The sequence below is a fragment of the Mycobacterium neglectum genome (assembly GCF_002591975.1).
Taxonomy (GTDB): domain Bacteria; phylum Actinomycetota; class Actinomycetes; order Mycobacteriales; family Mycobacteriaceae; genus Mycobacterium; species Mycobacterium neglectum.
Genome location: NZ_NVQE01000008.1, coordinates 63,636 through 81,333, shown reverse-complemented (window position 1 = coordinate 81,333; position 17,698 = coordinate 63,636). Strand labels below are relative to the sequence as shown.

The 17,698-nt window shown below is 64.8% G+C and carries 19 protein-coding genes; 15 read left to right on the top strand and 4 right to left on the bottom strand.

All coding sequences use genetic code 11. From position 1 onward, the window contains the following. The first annotated feature begins 222 nt into the window (after positions 1 to 222). From CSQ99_RS09120 to CSQ99_RS09105, 4 genes are read left to right on the top strand one after another with little or no spacing between them, the layout of a single operon-like run. Positions 223 to 1,308, top strand: a complete 1,086-nt coding sequence (locus CSQ99_RS09120; protein ID WP_176560939.1) for an amidohydrolase family protein — start codon at positions 223 to 225, stop codon at positions 1,306 to 1,308. A 29-nt stretch (positions 1,309 to 1,337) separates the two neighbouring features. After that, positions 1,338 to 2,480: an amidohydrolase family protein gene (locus CSQ99_RS09115; protein WP_099038746.1), complete on the top strand. Its 1,143-nt coding sequence runs from the start codon at positions 1,338 to 1,340 to the stop codon at positions 2,478 to 2,480. A gap of 1 nt (position 2,481) precedes the next feature. Continuing rightward, the gene (locus CSQ99_RS09110) at positions 2,482 to 2,889 is read left to right on the top strand and encodes a Rieske (2Fe-2S) protein (protein ID WP_099038745.1); all 408 of its coding nucleotides are present in this window, start codon (positions 2,482 to 2,484) and stop codon (positions 2,887 to 2,889) included. Further along, positions 2,886 to 3,794 carry an alpha/beta fold hydrolase gene (locus CSQ99_RS09105; RefSeq protein ID WP_099038744.1) on the top strand — a complete coding sequence of 303 codons (909 nt, stop codon included), beginning with the start codon at positions 2,886 to 2,888 and terminating at the stop codon, positions 3,792 to 3,794. The genes CSQ99_RS09110 and CSQ99_RS09105 overlap by 4 nt, the downstream gene beginning before the upstream one ends. 121 nt (positions 3,795 to 3,915) lie before the next feature. Here the strand turns inward: CSQ99_RS09105 and CSQ99_RS09100 are convergent, their stop codons facing one another. Beyond that, positions 3,916 to 4,389, bottom strand: a complete 474-nt coding sequence (locus CSQ99_RS09100) for a hypothetical protein (protein WP_099038743.1) — start codon at positions 4,387 to 4,389, stop codon at positions 3,916 to 3,918. Between the two features lie 30 nt (positions 4,390 to 4,419). Between CSQ99_RS09100 and CSQ99_RS09095 the strand changes: the two genes are divergently transcribed. The 9 genes from CSQ99_RS09095 (at position 4,420) to CSQ99_RS09055 (ending at position 12,517) form a co-directional block, all read left to right on the top strand. Next, positions 4,420 to 5,718, top strand: coding sequence for an NADH-ubiquinone oxidoreductase-F iron-sulfur binding region domain-containing protein (locus tag CSQ99_RS09095; protein ID WP_099038742.1), 1,299 nt, complete (start codon positions 4,420 to 4,422; stop codon positions 5,716 to 5,718). Continuing rightward, positions 5,715 to 6,026, top strand: a complete 312-nt coding sequence (locus CSQ99_RS09090) for a ferredoxin (protein ID WP_099038741.1) — start codon at positions 5,715 to 5,717, stop codon at positions 6,024 to 6,026. The genes CSQ99_RS09095 and CSQ99_RS09090 overlap by 4 nt, the downstream gene beginning before the upstream one ends. After that, positions 6,023 to 7,666: a thiolase C-terminal domain-containing protein gene (locus tag CSQ99_RS09085; RefSeq protein ID WP_099038740.1), complete on the top strand. Its 1,644-nt coding sequence runs from the start codon at positions 6,023 to 6,025 to the stop codon at positions 7,664 to 7,666. Before CSQ99_RS09090 ends, CSQ99_RS09085 begins: the two co-directional genes overlap by 4 nt. Before the next feature lie 101 nt (positions 7,667 to 7,767). After that, a complete protein-coding gene (locus CSQ99_RS09080; RefSeq protein ID WP_099038817.1) occupies positions 7,768 to 8,613 on the top strand; it encodes an alpha/beta hydrolase in 846 nt (281 codons plus the stop codon). After that, positions 8,613 to 9,431 carry an NAD(P)-dependent oxidoreductase gene (locus CSQ99_RS09075; protein ID WP_099038739.1) on the top strand — a complete coding sequence of 273 codons (819 nt, stop codon included), beginning with the start codon at positions 8,613 to 8,615 and terminating at the stop codon, positions 9,429 to 9,431. Before CSQ99_RS09080 ends, CSQ99_RS09075 begins: the two co-directional genes overlap by 1 nt. After that, positions 9,428 to 10,219, top strand: coding sequence for an NAD(P)-dependent oxidoreductase (locus tag CSQ99_RS09070; RefSeq protein ID WP_099038738.1), 792 nt, complete (start codon positions 9,428 to 9,430; stop codon positions 10,217 to 10,219). The genes CSQ99_RS09075 and CSQ99_RS09070 overlap by 4 nt, the downstream gene beginning before the upstream one ends. A gap of 112 nt (positions 10,220 to 10,331) precedes the next feature. Beyond that, positions 10,332 to 11,534, top strand: coding sequence for a cytochrome P450 (locus tag CSQ99_RS09065; RefSeq protein ID WP_099038737.1), 1,203 nt, complete (start codon positions 10,332 to 10,334; stop codon positions 11,532 to 11,534). Between the two features lie 3 nt (positions 11,535 to 11,537). Next, complete coding sequence (locus CSQ99_RS09060) at positions 11,538 to 11,738, top strand: ferredoxin (RefSeq protein WP_099038736.1); 201 nt, start codon at positions 11,538 to 11,540, stop codon at positions 11,736 to 11,738. Between the two features lie 11 nt (positions 11,739 to 11,749). Beyond that, positions 11,750 to 12,517 (top strand): alpha/beta fold hydrolase, encoded by a 768-nt coding sequence (locus tag CSQ99_RS09055; protein WP_099038735.1) that lies wholly within the window; start codon positions 11,750 to 11,752, stop codon positions 12,515 to 12,517. 34 nt (positions 12,518 to 12,551) lie between these two features. On the opposite strand, the gene CSQ99_RS09050 is transcribed toward CSQ99_RS09055, so the two are convergent. After that, positions 12,552 to 14,030 (bottom strand): dihydrolipoyl dehydrogenase family protein, encoded by a 1,479-nt coding sequence (locus CSQ99_RS09050; protein ID WP_099038734.1) that lies wholly within the window; start codon positions 14,028 to 14,030, stop codon positions 12,552 to 12,554. A gap of 197 nt (positions 14,031 to 14,227) precedes the next feature. Beyond that, positions 14,228 to 15,544 carry a TetR/AcrR family transcriptional regulator gene (locus CSQ99_RS09045; RefSeq protein ID WP_099038733.1) on the bottom strand — a complete coding sequence of 439 codons (1,317 nt, stop codon included), beginning with the start codon at positions 15,542 to 15,544 and terminating at the stop codon, positions 14,228 to 14,230. 386 nt (positions 15,545 to 15,930) lie between these two features. Between CSQ99_RS09045 and CSQ99_RS09040 the strand changes: the two genes are divergently transcribed. Further along, entirely contained in the window at positions 15,931 to 16,446 is a 516-nt protein-coding gene (locus tag CSQ99_RS09040; protein WP_099038732.1) for a YkgB family protein, read from the top strand. Positions 16,447 to 16,531: 85 nt separating this feature from the next. Further along, positions 16,532 to 17,353 carry an MOSC domain-containing protein gene (locus CSQ99_RS09035; RefSeq protein WP_099038731.1) on the top strand — a complete coding sequence of 274 codons (822 nt, stop codon included), beginning with the start codon at positions 16,532 to 16,534 and terminating at the stop codon, positions 17,351 to 17,353. 48 nt (positions 17,354 to 17,401) lie between these two features. Here the strand turns inward: CSQ99_RS09035 and CSQ99_RS09030 are convergent, their stop codons facing one another. Next, positions 17,402 to 17,686, bottom strand: coding sequence for a DUF1330 domain-containing protein (locus CSQ99_RS09030; RefSeq protein WP_099038730.1), 285 nt, complete (start codon positions 17,684 to 17,686; stop codon positions 17,402 to 17,404). Between the last annotated feature and the right edge of the window lie 12 nt (positions 17,687 to 17,698).

Here is a 17,698-nt window from a genome sequence, read left to right as displayed (position 1 = left end):
ACGCTGTAACCGTTCTCTGGATTCGACTACCCCGTTTCGTCAGCGGACCGCCAAGCGACTGACCAGCGCACACCCTGACCTGCGAAGAGGTAAGCGTTCCGCTGGAGAACACAATTCTTGCCTTTGAAGAACAAGCCTTTACTATGGCTTTATGTCCGGCCCCGGAGCATGTTGCAGCCCCCCGTGTGTCCCGGCCGTCTGTGCGGACTCCGGAGGCTTTGCGTGATCACACATCCCGACGGGACGACGACCCCCGTCATCGACGCCAGCGTGCACATCTTCAGCAAATCGAACAAGGATCTGCGCGGGTTCATGCGCGAGCCGTTCAAGAGCCGCGGGTTCCCGGACTACGAGATGGACTGGTACGGCGCCCCCGGCGGCGAGTACGCGCCGAACACCGAGGGCGAACGCCGCTACCCCGGGTCGGACGCCGAGTTCGTCGGTCAGCAGTTGTTCGGCGAACGTGACGTCGACATCGCGATCCTGCACCCGATGACGCGGGGCACCATGCCCGACCGTCATCTGGGCACCGCGATCGCCGCCGCGCACAACGAGCTCATGGTGACGCGCTGGCTCGAGGACAACCCCTATGCCGATCGGTTCCGCGGCACGATCCGGGTCAATCCCGACGACATCACCGGAGCCCTGCGCGAAATCGCCAAGTACGCCGGCCACCCGCGTGTAGTGCAGATCGGGGTGCCGCTACAGTCGCGAGAGCTCTACGGCAAGCCCCAGTTCTGGCCGTTGTGGGAGGCCGCCGCCGAGGCCAATCTGCCGGTCGCGGTGCACATCGAGGTCGGTGCCGGCGTCTCGTTCGCGCCGACACCGAACGGGGTGCCGCGGACCTACGAGCACTTCGTCAGCTTCATGGCGCTCAACTTTCTGTACCACCAGATGAACCTCATCGTCGAAGGGGTATTCGAGAAGATGCCCACGCTGAAGTTCGTATGGGCCGACGGAGCCGGCGACATGCTGACGCCGTTCATGTGGCGGATGGACTGCTTCGGTCGCCCCCACCTCGAGCAGACCCCGTGGGCGCCGAAGATGCCCAGTGACTACCTGCCCGGCCACACCTACTTCATTCAGGGCGCGATGGACGGGCCCGGCGACGTCGAATTCGCCGGCGAATGGCTCGACTTCACCGGCAAAAACGACATGGTGATGTACGGGTCGAGTTATCCGCACTGGCAGCTCAACGAGCTGAAGGTGCCCTCGTCGTACTCGCAAGAACAACGCGACAAGCTCTGCTGGCGAAACGCCGCAGGGCTGTACGGCATAGACGTCGGGGCCGACGTCAGCGCACAGTAAGAGAAGACTTCGCAACAGAGGAGGCGACCATGACGGTCACAGTGAAAGAGCGAAAGGCGGCGGCAGAGCGCATCGCTGTTCGCTGCGTCGACTCCGATGTGCATCCGACGCCGAAGGCCGGCGAGCTGACGCCGTACATCCCGGAGCCGTGGCGCAGCAAGTATTTCCTGACGCGCCGGGTCGGGGACCAGATCTACTACGACGCGCCGGATTACGCGCATGCGTACGCGATGCGCCTGGACACCTTTCCTTCCGACGGCAACTTCGCGGGCAGCGACCCCGATCTGGCGTTCAAGCAGCTGATCATGGAGGCCGGTGCCGACATCGCCATCCTCGAGCCCGCCGCCTACCCGGCGCGCTTTCCCGAGGTGAACCACGCGATGAGTTGCGCGCTGAACGACTGGCAGGCCAACCACTGGCTGGACAGCCACAACAACTGGCATGAACGCTGGCGCGGTTCCGTCTGCGTCGCGATCGAGACTCCAGACGACGCCGCCCGCGAGATCGACAAATGGGCCGGCCACCCGTACATGGGGCAGGTCCTGATCAAGGCCGAGCCGCGGCCGCCGTGGGGCGATCCGAAGTACAACCCGATCTGGGAAGCCGCCACCCGCAACGACATCACCGTGAGTTGCCACCTCTCGCGCAGCCACCACGAGGAACTTCCGATCCCGCCGGTCGGGTTTCCCAGTTACAACCACGATTTCATGGTCACGTACTCGCTGCTGGCCGCGAATCAGGTCATGAGCATGGTGTTCGACGGCCTCTTCGACCGGTTCCCGACACTGCGAATCGTGTTGGTGGAGCATGCATTCACCTGGATCCTGCCGCTGATGTGGCGGATGGATGCCATCTACGAAGCCCGCAAGTCGTGGATGGACATCAAGCGCAAGCCATCGGAATACGTCAAGGACCACATCAAGTTCACCACCCAGCCGCTGGACTACCCGGAGGACAAGACGGAGTTGAGCCGGGCATTCGAGTGGATGGAGTGCGAGAAGATCCTGCTGTTCAGCAGCGACTACCCGCACTGGACATTCGACGACCCGCGCTGGCTGGTCAAGCACCTACCCGAACACGCCCGCGAGGCGATCATGTTCCGCAACGGCATCGCGACATATCACCTGCCCGAGACGGTTCCCGCCCTCGAGGGCCAGGTGCGGGTGTTCTGAGTTGAGTGAAGAAGAGAAGGCGGCACCGGCTGTCCCAAAACGACTGGCACAGGGGCGCGAGCACGTCGTCGCCACGGTCGACGAGATCCCGCCGGGTAAGCACAAACTCGTCCCCATCGGGCGGCACGGGGTGGGCGTCTACAACGTCAACGGCGCGTTCTATGCGATCGCGAACTATTGCCCGCACGAGGGCGGCCCGCTGTGTTCGGGCCGCCCGCGCGGTCGCACGATCGTCGACGACGATGTTCCCGGCGACGCGGTGATGGTGCGCGACCTCGAGTTCATCTACTGCCCTTGGCACCAATGGGGTTTCGAATTGGCGACCGGCACCACGGCGGTAAAGCCCGAGTGGAGTATTCGGACCTATCCCGTCCGGATCGTCGGCAACGATGTCATGGTGCAGGCATGACAACAACGGAGTCCTCGGGGCTGCAGCTCAAACCCGGCGAAAAGACCCTTGAGTACAAGGGCGGTCGCGTCGTATACGAAATCCTGGGCAACGACGGCGAATTCATCGCCCTGACGCCGGGTGGCCGCTTCAGCAAGGACATCCCGGGCCTGCGGCCGCTGGCGGAGGCGTTGGCCGACGGCGGTTACCGCGTCCTGCTGTGGGACCGGCCGAACTGCGGCAAGTCGGACGTGCAGTTCTACGGCAAGAGCGAATCGCATATGCGCGCCGAGACCCTGCACGCCTTGATCACCGGGCTCGATGTCGGGCCCTGCATCATCGCGGGTGGTTCGGGCGGCGCGCGCGACTCCATGCTGACCACGATGCTGTACCCGGAAATCGTGCGAAAACTGGTGGTGTGGAACATCGTCGGCGGGGTCTACGGGTCGTTCGTGCTCGGCGGGCACTACGTGGTGCCGAGCATCCTCGCCGCCAAGGGCCTGGGCGTCGAAGGTCTGCTGCACGTCCCCGAGTGGAAGGAACGCGTCGCCGAGAATCCCGACAACGAGGCACGCTTCCGCGCGCTGGACGTGGACGAGTTCCTCAAGCTGATGCGTCGCTGGCTCAACGCATTCGTGCCCAAGCCGGGCCAGACCATTCCCGGTGTCGAGGACGAGATGTTCGACAACATCACGGTTCCGACGTTGATCATCCGCGGCGGCGAGAACGACTGGGACCATCCCAAGCGCACTTCGCTGGAGGTGAGCTGCCTCATCAAGGGCTCCACGCTGATCGACCCGCCGTGGCCGGAGGACGCCTGGGAGCGCGCCGGTGAGAGGTTCGCGGCCAGCGGCGGAAAGAACTTCTGCCTGTTCGACACGTGGGTGCAGGCCGCGCCCGCGATCCTGAAGTTCCTGGACGGCTGATGGGCGAACGTGGGACACCGACCGTCGCGTGGGCCCCCGCGCACGCTGGGGATGTGCGGATTGATACGCCCTCGGCGGCGAGTCGCGTACGAAACCGCACACTCGCGCCGGAGTCGGCCGATCACACTGTGCGGATATGGACTTCGCAGTTCAGCGACGCCTCGAGCGCGGTGTGCACACGGCTCTCGGGAACACGTTCGAGGTCGGTCTTGCGCAGCGTCACGTGGATCACGTCCCAGCCGTCGTCGCCGGGAACGCGCTCGATGTCGCCGGTGAGCCCAAGCCCGGCCAGTACGCCATGGGCGTCGTCGTCGGTTCCGCGACTGATGAAGGTCAGCACGCCGGGTACCGGTGTCGTGCCGAACGCGTTGGCGCACAGGCTCACCGCCATCCGCTCAAGTTCCGTGGCGTCGTCACCGGCGATCAACAACTCCACCTCGCGTCGCTGTGGCGGCAGGCCGGCGAGGTTGTTCTCCACGATCTCGACGCCCGCTGCATCGGCCGACTCACGGAGGCGTGCCATGCCGGCGGTTAACTGCGTCGGCGTGAGTTCGCCGGCCAGATCTACGCCGACGCGCACCACAGCAATCCTCATGACCGTCAGCCTATCCAGTGGGGATTCCCGATGACCTCCACCGCAACCGAGCTCACCATCGCCGCGTGGCCCGAGTGCCAGCCGCGACTGCTTCGGCCCGCTCAGGTGAAAGCCGAGGAGCTTGCCGGCTATGCACAGACCGGTGGCTATAGGCCACTGGATGACCCCGACGCGCTGCTCGAGCAGATCGACCTCTCCGGTCTCCTCGGACGCGGTGGTGCGGCCTTCCCGCTGGGAACCAAGCTGCGCACCGTGCGCGACGCAGGCCGCCGCGGCGTGCAGACGGTCATCGTCGCGAACGGCGAAGAGGGTGAACCAGCCTCGATCAAAGACCGCTGGCTGCTACGTAACCGGCCGCACCTGGTGCTGGACGGCCTGCGCCTGGCCGCCGCGATCGTCAACGCGAGTCGCGCGTATGTCTATGTCTCCGATCAACAGTCGGCCCTCGCCGTGAACAGTGCACTTTCTGAACTGGACTCGCAGGTGTTCGGAGCAATGGACGTCGCCGTGCTGGCCGTCGAACCCGGCTACGTCGCGGGTGAGGAAACCGCGGCGGTGCGCCGTATCAACGGCGGACCCGCCAAGCCGACCGACAAACCACCCCGGCCGTTCGAGGAGGGGGTGTCGGCGCTGCCGACGACGGTCAGCAATGTCGAGACGCTCGCGAATCTGCCCCATATCCACCGGCACGGCTCGCAGAGTTACCGCGCGGTCGGCACGCCGATGTCGCCGGGAACGTTCCTGGCGACCGTCACGGGCGGCGGCAAACCCTCGGCTCTTTACGAGATTCCCCACGGCGCCGCGTTTTCCGACCTGCTGACGTTGCACGGGGTCACGTTGGACTCGGTGCGCGGAGTCTTGATGGGCGGCTACTTCGCCGGTCTGGTCAACACCGACATCCTCGATGCGACTCTCGACCACGAGACGATCCGTCGACTCGGCAGCGGCCTCGGCTGCGGCGCGATTTCGATCCTCACCGACGACTGCCCGGTCGCTGTCGCGGCGTCGGTGATGTCCTACTTCGACCGTGAGAACGCCGGCCAGTGCGGCTCATGTTTCAACGGCACGGCAGCCATGGCCGCCGTCGTCTCCGCGCTGCGTGACGGTGCCGCCACCCAAGAGGATGTGACACGCCTGGAACGCTGGTCGGTGGTGCTGCGTGGCCGCGGCGCCTGCGGCACCCTCGACGGCGCAACAAACGTCGCCGCGAGCCTGCTGCGTCAGTTCCCGCAGCTGATCAGCAGCCACCTCGCCAACGAATGCCCGTCCTGCCGAGCCGGCGCGTTCAACGCGGTGCGCCCTTACGAAGTGGAGGCGGTCGGGCAATGAGTGACGGCTTGAGGATTCGTCTCGATCGGACTATGTGCGACGGTTTCGGCATCTGCGCCAAGCACGCACCGGAGTACTTCTCGCTCGACGACTGGGGTTACGCGTCGCTGATCGGCGACGGCACCGTGCCCGAGAAGGATCGAGACGCGGTGATGCGGGCGCTGCTCGACTGTCCGGTGCACGCGATCATCTACCTGGGTGAGCATCGGCCGTCAGTTGACGGCGCTACCCACGCCGACGTTCACGAATCACCGGAGCCGGACCCGCAAACCATTGGCAACGAGGCGATTTCGGAGTTCATTCGTTGACCAGACCACTACCCGAACTCAGCGCCCAGAACGAGTTCTTCTGGACCGCAGGCGGTGACGGCGTCCTGCGCATCCAGGAGTGCCAGGACTGCGAAGCGTTGATCCACCCACCGCAGCCGGTATGCCGGTACTGCCGCAGCCGCAACATGGGTGTGCGCGACGTCTCCGGTCGCGCCACGCTGTCGGCCTTCACCGTCAACCACAGATTCGGCTTCCCCGACCTGCCGCCGCCGTATGTGGTGGCACAGGTCGCCGTCGTCGAAGATCCGCGAGTTCGCCTGACCACCAACATCGTCGAGTGCGACCCCGAAGAGCTCGAGTTGGGGCAGGTGGTCGAGGTCACCTTCGACAAGATCGAAGATGTCTGGCTACCGCTGTTCCGGCCGACCATCGACAAGCAGACCGGTCCGCTGCCCGAAGACGAGATCGCGCCAACCGACTTCGGCCGCTTCGTCAGCGCACCGTTGACCACGACGAAGTTCGAGGAGCACTCGGCAATCACCGGTATCGGCGCGTCCCGGCTCGGCCGCCGCCTGATGGTGCCGCCATTGTCGCTGACCATCGACGCCTGCGAAGCCGCGATCGCCGACGCCGGTTTGACGTTGGACGACATCGACGGTCTGTCGACGTACCCGGGACTGGACATCGCAGGCATGGGCGAAGGCGGCGTGACGGCGCTCGAGGGCGCGCTCGGCATCCGGCCGACTTGGATCAACGGTGGCATGGACACTTTCGGTCCCGGCGGATCTGTCATCGCCGCCATGATGGCCATCGCCACCGGCATGGCCCGCCACGTGCTTTGCTTCCGCACGCTATGGGAGGCGACGTTCCAGCAGCTGATGAAAGAAGGAAAGGCCAGCCCTCCCGGTGGACCGCGCACATCCAGCTGGCAGATGCCCTTCGGCGCCACGTCGGCGGCGCATGTGCTTGCACTCAACGCGCAGAGACACTTTCAGCGTTACGGAACGACGCGGGAGACGCTCGGCTGGATCGCGCTGAATCAGCGCGCCAACGCCGCGCTGAATCCCACGGCGATCTACCGCGATCCGATGAGCATGGATGATTATCTGAACGCCCGACCGATCACGACACCGTTCGGGCTCTACGACTGCGACGTCCCGTGCGACGGCGCCGTCGCGGTGATCGTGTCGGCGGTCGACGCCGCCAGGGATATGCCGCGCAAGCCGGTGCTGTTCGAGGCGGTCGGTACCCAGATCGTCGAACGCACCGACTGGGACCAGACCACGATGACTCACGAACCTCAGGTGCTGGGCCAGGCCGCGCACCTGTGGACACGAACGTCACTGCGGCCCAATGATGTCGATGTCGCCGAGCTCTACGACGGTTTCTCGTTCAACTGCCTATCCTGGCTCGAAGCGCTCGGGTTCTGCGGTATCGGCGAGGCGAAGGACTTTCTCGACGGCGGCAAGGCCATCGCCCGCGACGGTGTGATCCCGCTGAACACGCACGGCGGCCAGCTCTCCCATGGCCGCACCCACGGCATGGGCCTCATTCATGAAGCGGTCACGCAGTTGCGCGGCGACGCCGGCGAACGGCAGGTGAAAGGCGCCCGCGTCGCGGTGGTCAGCAGCGGTGGCCTCACACCCAGCGGCGCGATCCTGATGCGGACAGAAGGGTGAGCGACCCCAGGCCTGATGTCGCCGCCGGGGCGGCTCCGCAGCCTGATGTCGCCGCCGGGGCGGCTCCGCGACCACGCGTCGTCTTCGTCGACGGCGTGCCGATGTCCGGCCTGATTGCGGCCGTTGACGAGCCGAAGGCCGTCGTCGTCGCCTTCCACGGAGGGTCCAGTACCGCAGCGTATTTCGACTGCCCCGGACACCCTTCGTTGTCGCTGCTGCGGATGGGCGCCGACAACGGCTACACCATGGTGGCGCTGGACCGGCCCGGGTACGGGAGTTCTGCGCCCTACCCCGACGCCATGGAAAGGCCGGAACAACGCGTCGCGCTTGCCTACGGCGCCATCGACAAGATCCTCGGCGCAAACGCCCGCGGAGCCGGCCTATTTCTCGTCGGCCACTCGGCTGGGTGCGAGCTTGCGGTGCGAATGGCCACCGATGAGCGAGCCGAGCAAGCCGAGGTCATCGGTCTCGAGTTGGCGGGCACCGGAGTGCAGTACGACGCGGCAATGGCGGAGATCATGAAAGCCGCGACCGCAACCGGCCGCCCGACCGGGCTGCGCGAGGTGCTTTGGCAGCCTGCGGAACTGTATCCGCCCGACGTGTTGTCCGGCATGACCAACTCGTCGACCGGCGCCCTTTACGAGGTGGGCATGACGAGGACCTGGCCGCGGCGGGACTTCCCCGCGCTCGCACCGCACATCCGGGTGCCGGTGCAGTTCAGCGCCGCCGAACACGAGCGGGTGTGGCGATCAGACGCGGAGGCCATGGCGCAGATCGCCGCCATGTTCACCTCGTCGCCGCGATTCGTGACCAATGAGCAACCGGATACCGGGCACAATATGTCCCTATCGCTCAACGCCGCGGCGTACCACGGCTCCATACTGTCGTTCGTCGAGGAATGTGTTGTCGCGCAACAGAACACATCGGAAACTATGGAGGCGGGTTGATGCGCGTCGGATTCATCGGGTTGGGCAGTCAGGGCGGCCCCATGGCACGTCGGATCGTCGAAGGCGGATTCGAGACCACGCTGTGGGCGCGCCGGGCCACCAGCCTCGAACCGTATGCCGATACCGCGGCGAAGACCGCGGGTTCGCCCGCCGAGTTGGCCGCCGCGAGCGATCTGGTGTGCCTGTGCGTGGTCGGCGACGACGACGTGCGCGAGGTGCTCTACGGCGAGACGGGCGTACTGGCCGGTCTGGCATCCGGCGGCATCGTCGCGATTCACAGCACCGTGCACCCCGATACGTGTAGAGAGATCGCCGAGAAGGCTGCCGCGCAGGGGGTTTCGGTGATCGACGCGCCGGTGAGCGGTGGCGCTCCCGCCGTGGATGAGGGCAAGCTGCTTGTCATGGTCGGCGGCGAGGAGGATGTCGCCGAGCGCTGCCGCCCCGTGTTCGCGACCTACGCCGACCCGATCGTTCACCTGGGCCCACTGGGCAGCGGACAGGTGACCAAGATCCTGAACAACCTGCTCTTCACCGCCAACCTCGGCAGCGCCCTGAGCACCCTCGATCTGGGTGAGTCTCTCGGCATCCCCCGGATGCGCCTGGCCGAGGTGCTCAACGGAGGTTCGGCCACCAGCAAGGCGTTGGGCAGCATCGCGATTTTCGGCGGCACGGTGGAGGGCCTCGCGCCGATCGCCGGTGCGCTGTTGCAGAAGGATGTGCGTCACGCGTCGACCATCGCGGCCACCGCATCGGCCCCGGAAGGCTCGGTTTTCACCGCAGCAGACACCGCGCTGGAAGCGATGGAACACCCGCGGTGACACGCGTCGGATTCGTCGGGGCGGGCCGTATGGGCGGCCCGATGGTGTCGCGTCTCGTCGAATCCGGCCACGACGTCCGCGCCCTGGGGCGGACGAGCGAAAAGCGCCGAGCGGTGGAAGCGCTGGGCGCGCAGGCGGTCGCGGGACTTCACGACATCGCTCGGGACGCGGACGTCCTCATCGTCTGCGTCTTCACCGACGAGCAGGTGACCCGGGTGTGTTCTCCCGGCGTGCTCGCGGCGATGTCTCCCGGCGCCACACTCGTCGTTCACACGACCGGGAGTCCGAGCACGGTGCAGACGATCGCCGCGCACTCGCCCGGCATCGACGTCATCGACGCCCCCGTCAGCGGCGGTCCGCACGACATCGCCGCAGTTAGCCTCACTCTCTTCGTCGGCGGTCCCGACGATGCCGTCGCCCGGGTACGTCCGGTGCTTTCCGCCTACGGCGACCCGATCCTGCATGTCGGCCCCCTTGGCGCGGGCCAGGCCGTGAAGTTGACGAACAACACCTTGTTCGCCGCCCAGATCGGACTGCTGCGGCGGGCCGTCGCGCTGGGGGAAAGCCTCGGCGTGGACGAGGACAAGTTGCTGGAGGCGATCACGCACGGCAGCGGAACGAGCCGCGTCGCAGGCTTTATCGCCGCCAGTGGTTCGGTGGACGCTTTCGTGGAACGGACAGGCGAGTTCATCGGCAAGGACGTCGACGTGGTTCGCAAGATCGCGGCCGAACTGGGCGAGTCCCTCGGCCTGCTCGATGACGTCATCAACGCCGGAATTCAGCCATGAAACAGATGCGATTCCGCTGTCTCGAATGCCTCCGGTGAGGCATACTATACGTTACACAAATACAGCCATGCGTAACGGAATCAGTCGTTAGCCTCGCGGCGAAAGAGAGACCATGACCAAGCCCAAATTGGTGTTCAGCCCGGTAGCGCAGGAGTACTTCGACAATCCGTATGAGATCTACAAGCGGATGCGCGACGAGGCGCCGATCTACTACGACGAGGATGAGGACTTCTACGCGCTCACCCGTCACGAGGACGTAGCCGCCGCGCTCAAGGACACCGACGCGTTCTCGTCATCGCGCGGCTGCGACCTCGGCATGGTCCGCTCCGACGAGCGGCCGCAGAAGTCCATCATTTTCATGGATCCGCCGGACCATCGGCATATGCGCAGCCTGTTGAACAAGGCGTTCACGCCGCGGGCGATCCAGTCGCAACGCGAGACCGTCATCGAGGTCGTCGAGCACTACCTTTCGCAGTGCGACCCCGACAATTTCGACGTGGTGCAGGACTTCTCCGGTCCGTTCCCCGTGGAGGTGATCACTCGCATGGCGGGAGTGCCGGAGGACTTCCGCCAGCAGGTGCGGCATTGGATCGACATCAGCCTCGAACGCGAGCCCGGCCAGATCGAGCTGTCCGAGAAGAACATGCAGGCCAACATCGACTCGGGCATGTACTACTACAGCCTCGTCCAGGAGCGGCGCCAGAATCCGCAGGACGACATGATCAGCCGGCTGATCGCCGCAGAGATCCCCGGAGAGAACGGCGAGATGCGCCAACTCGACGACATCGAGATCACCGGCTTCTGCGCATTGCTCGGCGGAGCGGGAGCCGAGACGGTCACCAAGCTGATCGGCAGCGCGGTGGTCGAGTTCGCCAAGCACCCCGAGCAGTGGCAGCTGCTTCTCGATGACCGCAGCAAGGTTCACGACGCCGTCGAGGAACTCCTGCGCTACGTCGGCCCGGTGCAGTACAACGTGCGCTACACGTTGAAGGAAGCGCACCTCCCCAGCGGCACGGTGCCCGCGCACAAGCCGGTGTTCATCATGAAGGCCGCCGCCAACCGCGACCCCCGGGCTTACGAGCGCGCCGAAGAATTCGACATCACCCGCGACCGCACCCAATCACCGCACATGGGCCTGGGCTACGGAATCCACAGCTGCCTCGGCGCGGCGTTGGCTCGCCTGGAAAGTGTGATCGCGCTCGAGCACCTGCTCGACTTCATGCCACGTTACGAAGTCGACTTCAATGGTCTGCAGCGGGTCAACATGCAGAACGTCGCCGGATACCACCATGTCCCAGTCAAAGTTCTGAGGTGAGGTATGACGCAGAAAATCGAGGTCGACTTCGGCCTCTGTGAGAGCAATGGGGTATGCATGGGCATCATCCCCGAGGTGTTCGATCTGGACGACGAGGATTATCTGCACGTGTTGCAGGAAGAAGTGACGCCGGAGAACGAGCAACAGGTCAAGGAATCCGTGCGGCAGTGCCCTCGGCAGGCGATCTTCATCAAAGACGAGTGACGCCCACCTAGATGCGATTTGTCTTCGTACACGGCGGTTTTCACGCCGCTTGGTGCTGGGATCAGACCATCACGGAACTGGAAGCACTTGGCCATGAGGGTGTCGCCGTCGATCTGCCCGGCCATGGCGCCCGCATCGACGAGGAGTCGACGCTGGCGAATCGCCGCGACGCGATCGTCTCGGAGATGACCTCGGGTGACGTGCTCGTCGGGCACTCGGGCGGCGGATTCGACGCCACCCTGGCCGCCGACGCCGCGCCGGATCTGATCAGCCACATCGTCTACCTGGCTGCGGCGTTGCCGCGGGAGGGCCGTACCTACCCCGAGGCGATGGCGATGCGCGACTCCAGCGATATTCTGACCGGCGAGTTCGATGCTGACGTCGGAGAGATGCTGGGCTACTTGACGTTCGACGACGACGGCGCGATGTGGTTCGCGGACTTCGACGGTGCGTGGAAGTACTTCTACCACGACTGCGACGAAGCGACTGCCCGCTGGGCGTTCGACCGTCTTGGACCCGAACGGTTCGGTGACACCACGGTGACGCCGGTATCGGTGCAGGCGTTCTGGGCCGCCGATCTTCCCCGCAGTTTCATCCGCTGCCTTCAGGATCAGTCGATGCCGCAGTGGCTGGCCGACACCGTCACGCGTCGACTCGGAGTGGAGCAGTTGACGATCGACACGTCGCACTCGCCGTTCCTGAGCAGGCCGAAGGAGTTGGCGGAGTTACTCGTCCACGCCACCACGACGAAGCCGACCGGCCCGCTGGTGCCCCACTAACCTGCGCGAGTTGAGCCCACCAGCGCGGGTTCGATCAATGACCGTCGCGGTAGGCCTCGAGCAGCCGCAACCAGACCTCGCTGACCGTCGGAAAACAGGGCACCGCATGCCAAAGCCGCGCGATCGGTACCCGCCCGGCGACAGCGATGGTCGCCGAGTGCAGCATCTCGACCACGCCGGGCCCCACGAAGCTCACGCCAAGCACGGTACCGTCGTCCTCGTCGACGACCATCCGCGCCTGCCCGGCGTAGCCGTCCGCGTAGAAAGATGCGCCGGGCACCGACGCGCCCATGTCCACGTCCACCGTGCGCACGCGGTGACCGCGTTGCCGCGCCTGGTCACTCGTCAGCCCCACCGCCCCGGCTTCAGGATCGGTGAAAAACGCCTGCGGAACGGCCAACTCGTCCGCAGTCGCTACGTGAACACCCCACGGATCGGTGTCCAAGGGACGTTGGTGTGCCCTGGCACCGATGGCTGCGCCTGCGATGCGCGCCTGGTATTTACCTTGGTGCGTCAACAGCACCTTGTGGTTGGCATCCCCGAGTGCGTAGAGCCATTCGCCGTCCACGCCGCGGGCCAGACAGGTGTCGTCGACGTCAATCCATGACCCTGGCGCAAGCCCAACTGTCTCGAGTCCGATGTTCGCGGTGTTCGGTGTCCGCCCGATCGCGAAAAGGATCTCATCCACCTCGAGTTTCTCGCCGGTGTCGAGACTCACGGCTACCGGGCCTGCTCCGCCGGGTCGGCTGAGTTCGTTGACGGCGATGTTCGTCCGGACCGCGACGCCGGCGTCCTCGAGTCCCCGCCGGACATACTCGCCGACAAAGGATTCCATTCGCGGCAGCAGGCTCGAGTCACGCGCCAACAACGTGACCGAAGAACCAAGGCCTTGCCACGCCGTGGCCATTTCGACGCCCACACCGCCGGCGCCCACCACGGCGAGTCGCCGCGGCACGTCGCTACTGTCAGTGGCTCGCCGGTTCGTCCAGGGGTTGGCTTCGGCGATGCCGGGGATGTCGGGCAGTGCTGCCGTACTTCCGGTACAGATGATCACCGCATGCCGCGCTTCCAGCACCGTCATTCGTTGGTCAGCGGTCGCGATCACCACCCGGCGAGGTCCGTCGAGGCGCGCGTGTCCGCGGAAGAGATCGACGCCCATCGAGGCAACGACTTCAGCGACGGGCGCGTCGTCCCAATTGGTGACGTAGCGGTCGCGTCTGCCGAACACCGCCTTGGCGGCGATGGCACCGACCACGGCTTCGCGTGCACCGTCGACGCGACGGGCATCGGCAACGGCGAGTACCGGGCGAAGCAGCGATTTGCTCGGAACACACCCCCAGAAATTGCATTCGCCACCGACAAGCTCACGCTCCACGACCGCGGCCGATAGTCCTTCGGCGTGTGCTCGGTCAGCAGCATTGATACCGACCGGACCAGCGCCAACAACGACTACGTCGTAGAGCTGAACCTGATCGGACTGCGCGTTGGCTTCGAGTGCTTGCGGCGTAGTCATTGGCTGACTTCCTCAATTCATCAATAGATTTCGTTCTTTCGATAGCCCACGCCTCAGAGGCCAGCCGGACGGTGACCGCGCCGCATCCAAAACTGGGATATTCCCCCCAATATTTTGGGTCATATCGCCCATAATGTCCAGACGCACACGCCTGCGAATCTGCGACAGTGTCACAGACCTAAGGCTTCAAAGCCTTTTCAGCGGCGGGGCGCTGTCGCCGGCGTGAAATAGCCGACGTATTCGACTGCGGCATCAACCGCGGCACGGAAAGGATCGGCACCACCGGTGATATGCGTCAACAACGTGCCGCCCTGGTGCGCGGCGACCAACGCTGTAGCAAGATGGCGCGGATCGGCGTCGCGCGCCAGTTCACCTCGCTGTCGCATCGCGGACAAACCGTCCTGGAACAGGGCAAGCCAGCGGTCGTACCCGGCGGCCAGATCGTCGAGCACGACATCGTCGGCTTCGAGCAGTTCGCCGGTCAGCGACCCGTATACACAGCCACTTCGCAGATAGTTCTCGCCGGCCTGCGTCCAATTCAAGTCGGCCCATGCCCGTAGAGATCGCAGACTGTCCAGCTGACCCAACGCGGGCTGCAAGTGGAACGCGATGACGAAGTCGGTCCGGGCCGATATCACGTGACGAGTGAGGTCTCGCTTGTTGGCAAAATAATGTGACAGCTGCGATCCGCTGACGCCGACGGCACGGCGCACGTCGTCGAGGCTCGTCCCGTTGATTCCGCGCTCGAAGATCAACTCGGCGGCGCCGTCGACGATGCGGGCCCTGGTGGCCATGCCCTTGGGCGTGAATTTCGGGGTCTGCGCCTTGGCGGAGACAGCCTTGGTTCGCCGTACGCGACGAACCTGGCGAACAGTGCGATCCGCCGGATCCTTGGCGAAAAGACGCAGGTAGTTGACCACGAACCGGGTGACGTCAGCCAACGGCCACTCTTGCCGGTAGGTGAAAGAGAGGATGCCCGCGCCCTGATGTAGCGCGACCACCACCAGTGCGAGCTGGCGGGGCTGAGCCGAGCGCACCAGAAGACCACGACTCTTCATCCGGGAGAACGAATCTTCGAGGAGATCGACCCAGCGCCGATAACCGGCGGCGAACGTCTGCCGGATCGTCTCATCTGATTTTGCCAGCTGTCCGGCCAGTGCGTGATAGGTGGCGGTACCGCGATAGCCGATCTTGCGCAGATAGCGCATGTTCAGATCGGCCCATCGCTCCCAGTCCTCAAAGGTGTCCAGACCACCCACCTTTGGCTGTCGGTGAAAGTCCAGCACCATCTCGATCTGGCGCTTCACGACCGCGCGGATCAAGTCGTTTCGGTCGACAAAGTAATGATCCAGTTGCGAGCCGCTGACCGAGGCCGCTTGCCGCACCTTCTCCAGGTTGAACCCCGAAACACCCTCCGAGAGCAGGACCTCGGCCGCCGATCGCAGAATTCGCTCTCGGGTCGCGAACCCCTTCGCTGTGAAGCTTGGCGTATCGGAAGCATCCGCGGTGGTCATCTCGCTTATGAAGATACTCCAGCAACGTGGTCGGGCGGTCGAATGCTTCCAGCGGCGCTACCTTCACGGCGTCGTCGCCACCGGTCGTGCTCGGAGACGGAATGTCAGGACGCGGAGCCTCGACGACACACCGGCTCTCGGCAGCTATCAACCGGAAAACAGATCGGCCGACCCCGATACTCCGTACCGGCCGATGGCCAATAGTGATATATGGGTCACACATCCCATTTCAACCTGGCTTCGCTATTGGCCGCGGGACCTCTGACACATTCCCTGAAAGCGTGAGGAGTTCATGACACCAGCGGATCCGAGCACTGCGACATTCACCTACCGCTTGCTTGAACCTCTATAGTGGGCTGCCTAACCCATTTTAGGAGGAGGACAGCATGGTCGCTGGTTTGGATGGTCTGAAGGTTGATGCGCTAGCGAGGGTGTCGACCGTGGAAAGAATCGCCGCAGTGCTGGGACGGTACGGACTCGTCGTGGTCATCGGTTGGATCGGAGCACTCAAATTCGCAGACTTCGAAGCCCACCAGATCGCGCCCTTGGTCGGGAACAGCCCGTTCATGGGCTGGCTGTACAGTTTCTTGACGGAGTACACGTTCTCGGCGCTCCTTGGCGTCTTCGAAGTCGGCGCCGCCATTCTGCTCGCGATCAAACCGTTCGCCCCGAAGTTGTCGATCCTTGGCAGCCTGCTGGCAATCCTGCTCTTCGTCTGCACCATCAGCTTCCTGCTCACAACGCCCGGCGTGAGCGAGCCGGCCGGTGGCGGATTTCCCGCGCTTTCGTTGACCGGCGAGTTCCTGCTGAAGGACATCCCCCTCCTCGGGTTGTCCTTCTGGACCCTCGCCGACTCGATGAAGGCCGTCCAGCTGCGCAGCAGTCGTCGTGCTAGCGAGTAGCCCTCTGCCACAGCGGCGTTCGATCAATTCGATTCCATAGATCGCCGGACACGACAACTCGCCGAGCGTCGATTAGGTTTTCACCATGAGTTCTGTACGGGAACAACTGCGAGTGCGAAGCCTGCATCGCTATCCGGTGAAGTCGATGCTCGGCGAGTCGCTCGGCGCGCTGTTCGTCGATGCCAACGGGGCCCAGGGTGACCGCCGTTTTGCGCTGATAGACGCGGCCTCGGGGCGGGTGGCCAGCGCCAAGCAGGCTCGGCTCTGGCGCAAACTGTTGCTGTGCAGCGCGACCCTGGACACCGAAGGTGTAACCATAGAGATGCCGAACGGGGTCACTACGTCCGCCGACAAAGACGATGTCGACGAACTGCTGTCCGGACTACTGGGCCGACGGGTTCACCTCACCGACCGTCGGCCGGCGCGGGCCATGATTGAGCGCGCGGACCCCGAACAGGTCCTCGATCGTGGCGTCGACGTCGAGGTCGACGCGCCGCTACTCGAGTTGGCACAAGCGACGCCGGGCGGATCCTTTACCGATCTCGCACCGCTGCATGCGATCACAACCGCGACGTTGGAGCGGATCGGCGCGGAGGCAGAGCGCTACCGGCCCAACTTGGTCATTGCCACTCCGCCGCGTTATCGCGCCTACGACGAGAACCGATGGACGGGGCGGCTTCTCACGGTAGGGGGTACCACTCTCCGTGTGTTGGGTCCCACGCCTCGCTGCGTAATCCCGACACTTGAGCACGGCGGACTCCCCAGAGCACCTCACGCCCTGCGCTCACCGGCCGCGGACAATCGTGTCGACGCCTTTGGGTTCGGAGTCCTGCCCTGCGCTGGAACGTACCTCGAGGTGATCGCTCAAGGCACGATCAACACCGACGACGCGATTACATTCCGCTGAGACTCGCGAGGGAATTGCCGGTGTTTGCGTCTGCTCGGCAAAAAGCTCTCAGAGGCCGTGCAGGATGACGCCGTTGCAGTCGGCCGCCGCCTGACGCAGCTTGGCGGCCTCCTGATAGGCGTCGGAGTTGTACCACTCACGGGCCGCCTCGACGGACTCGAACTCCAGCAGCACCGTCTGGGTGCCGTGCCACTCCCCTTCGAGCGCCTCGGGATTCGCGTCGAATGACAGCAGCGTGGCGCCGGCCATCGCCTTGGACGCCAACTTGCCGTACTCGGCCATACCTGCCGGGTCCTTGATGTCCTCAGTGATGAGGATGTAGCCCTTGGGCATTCGATCTCCTTG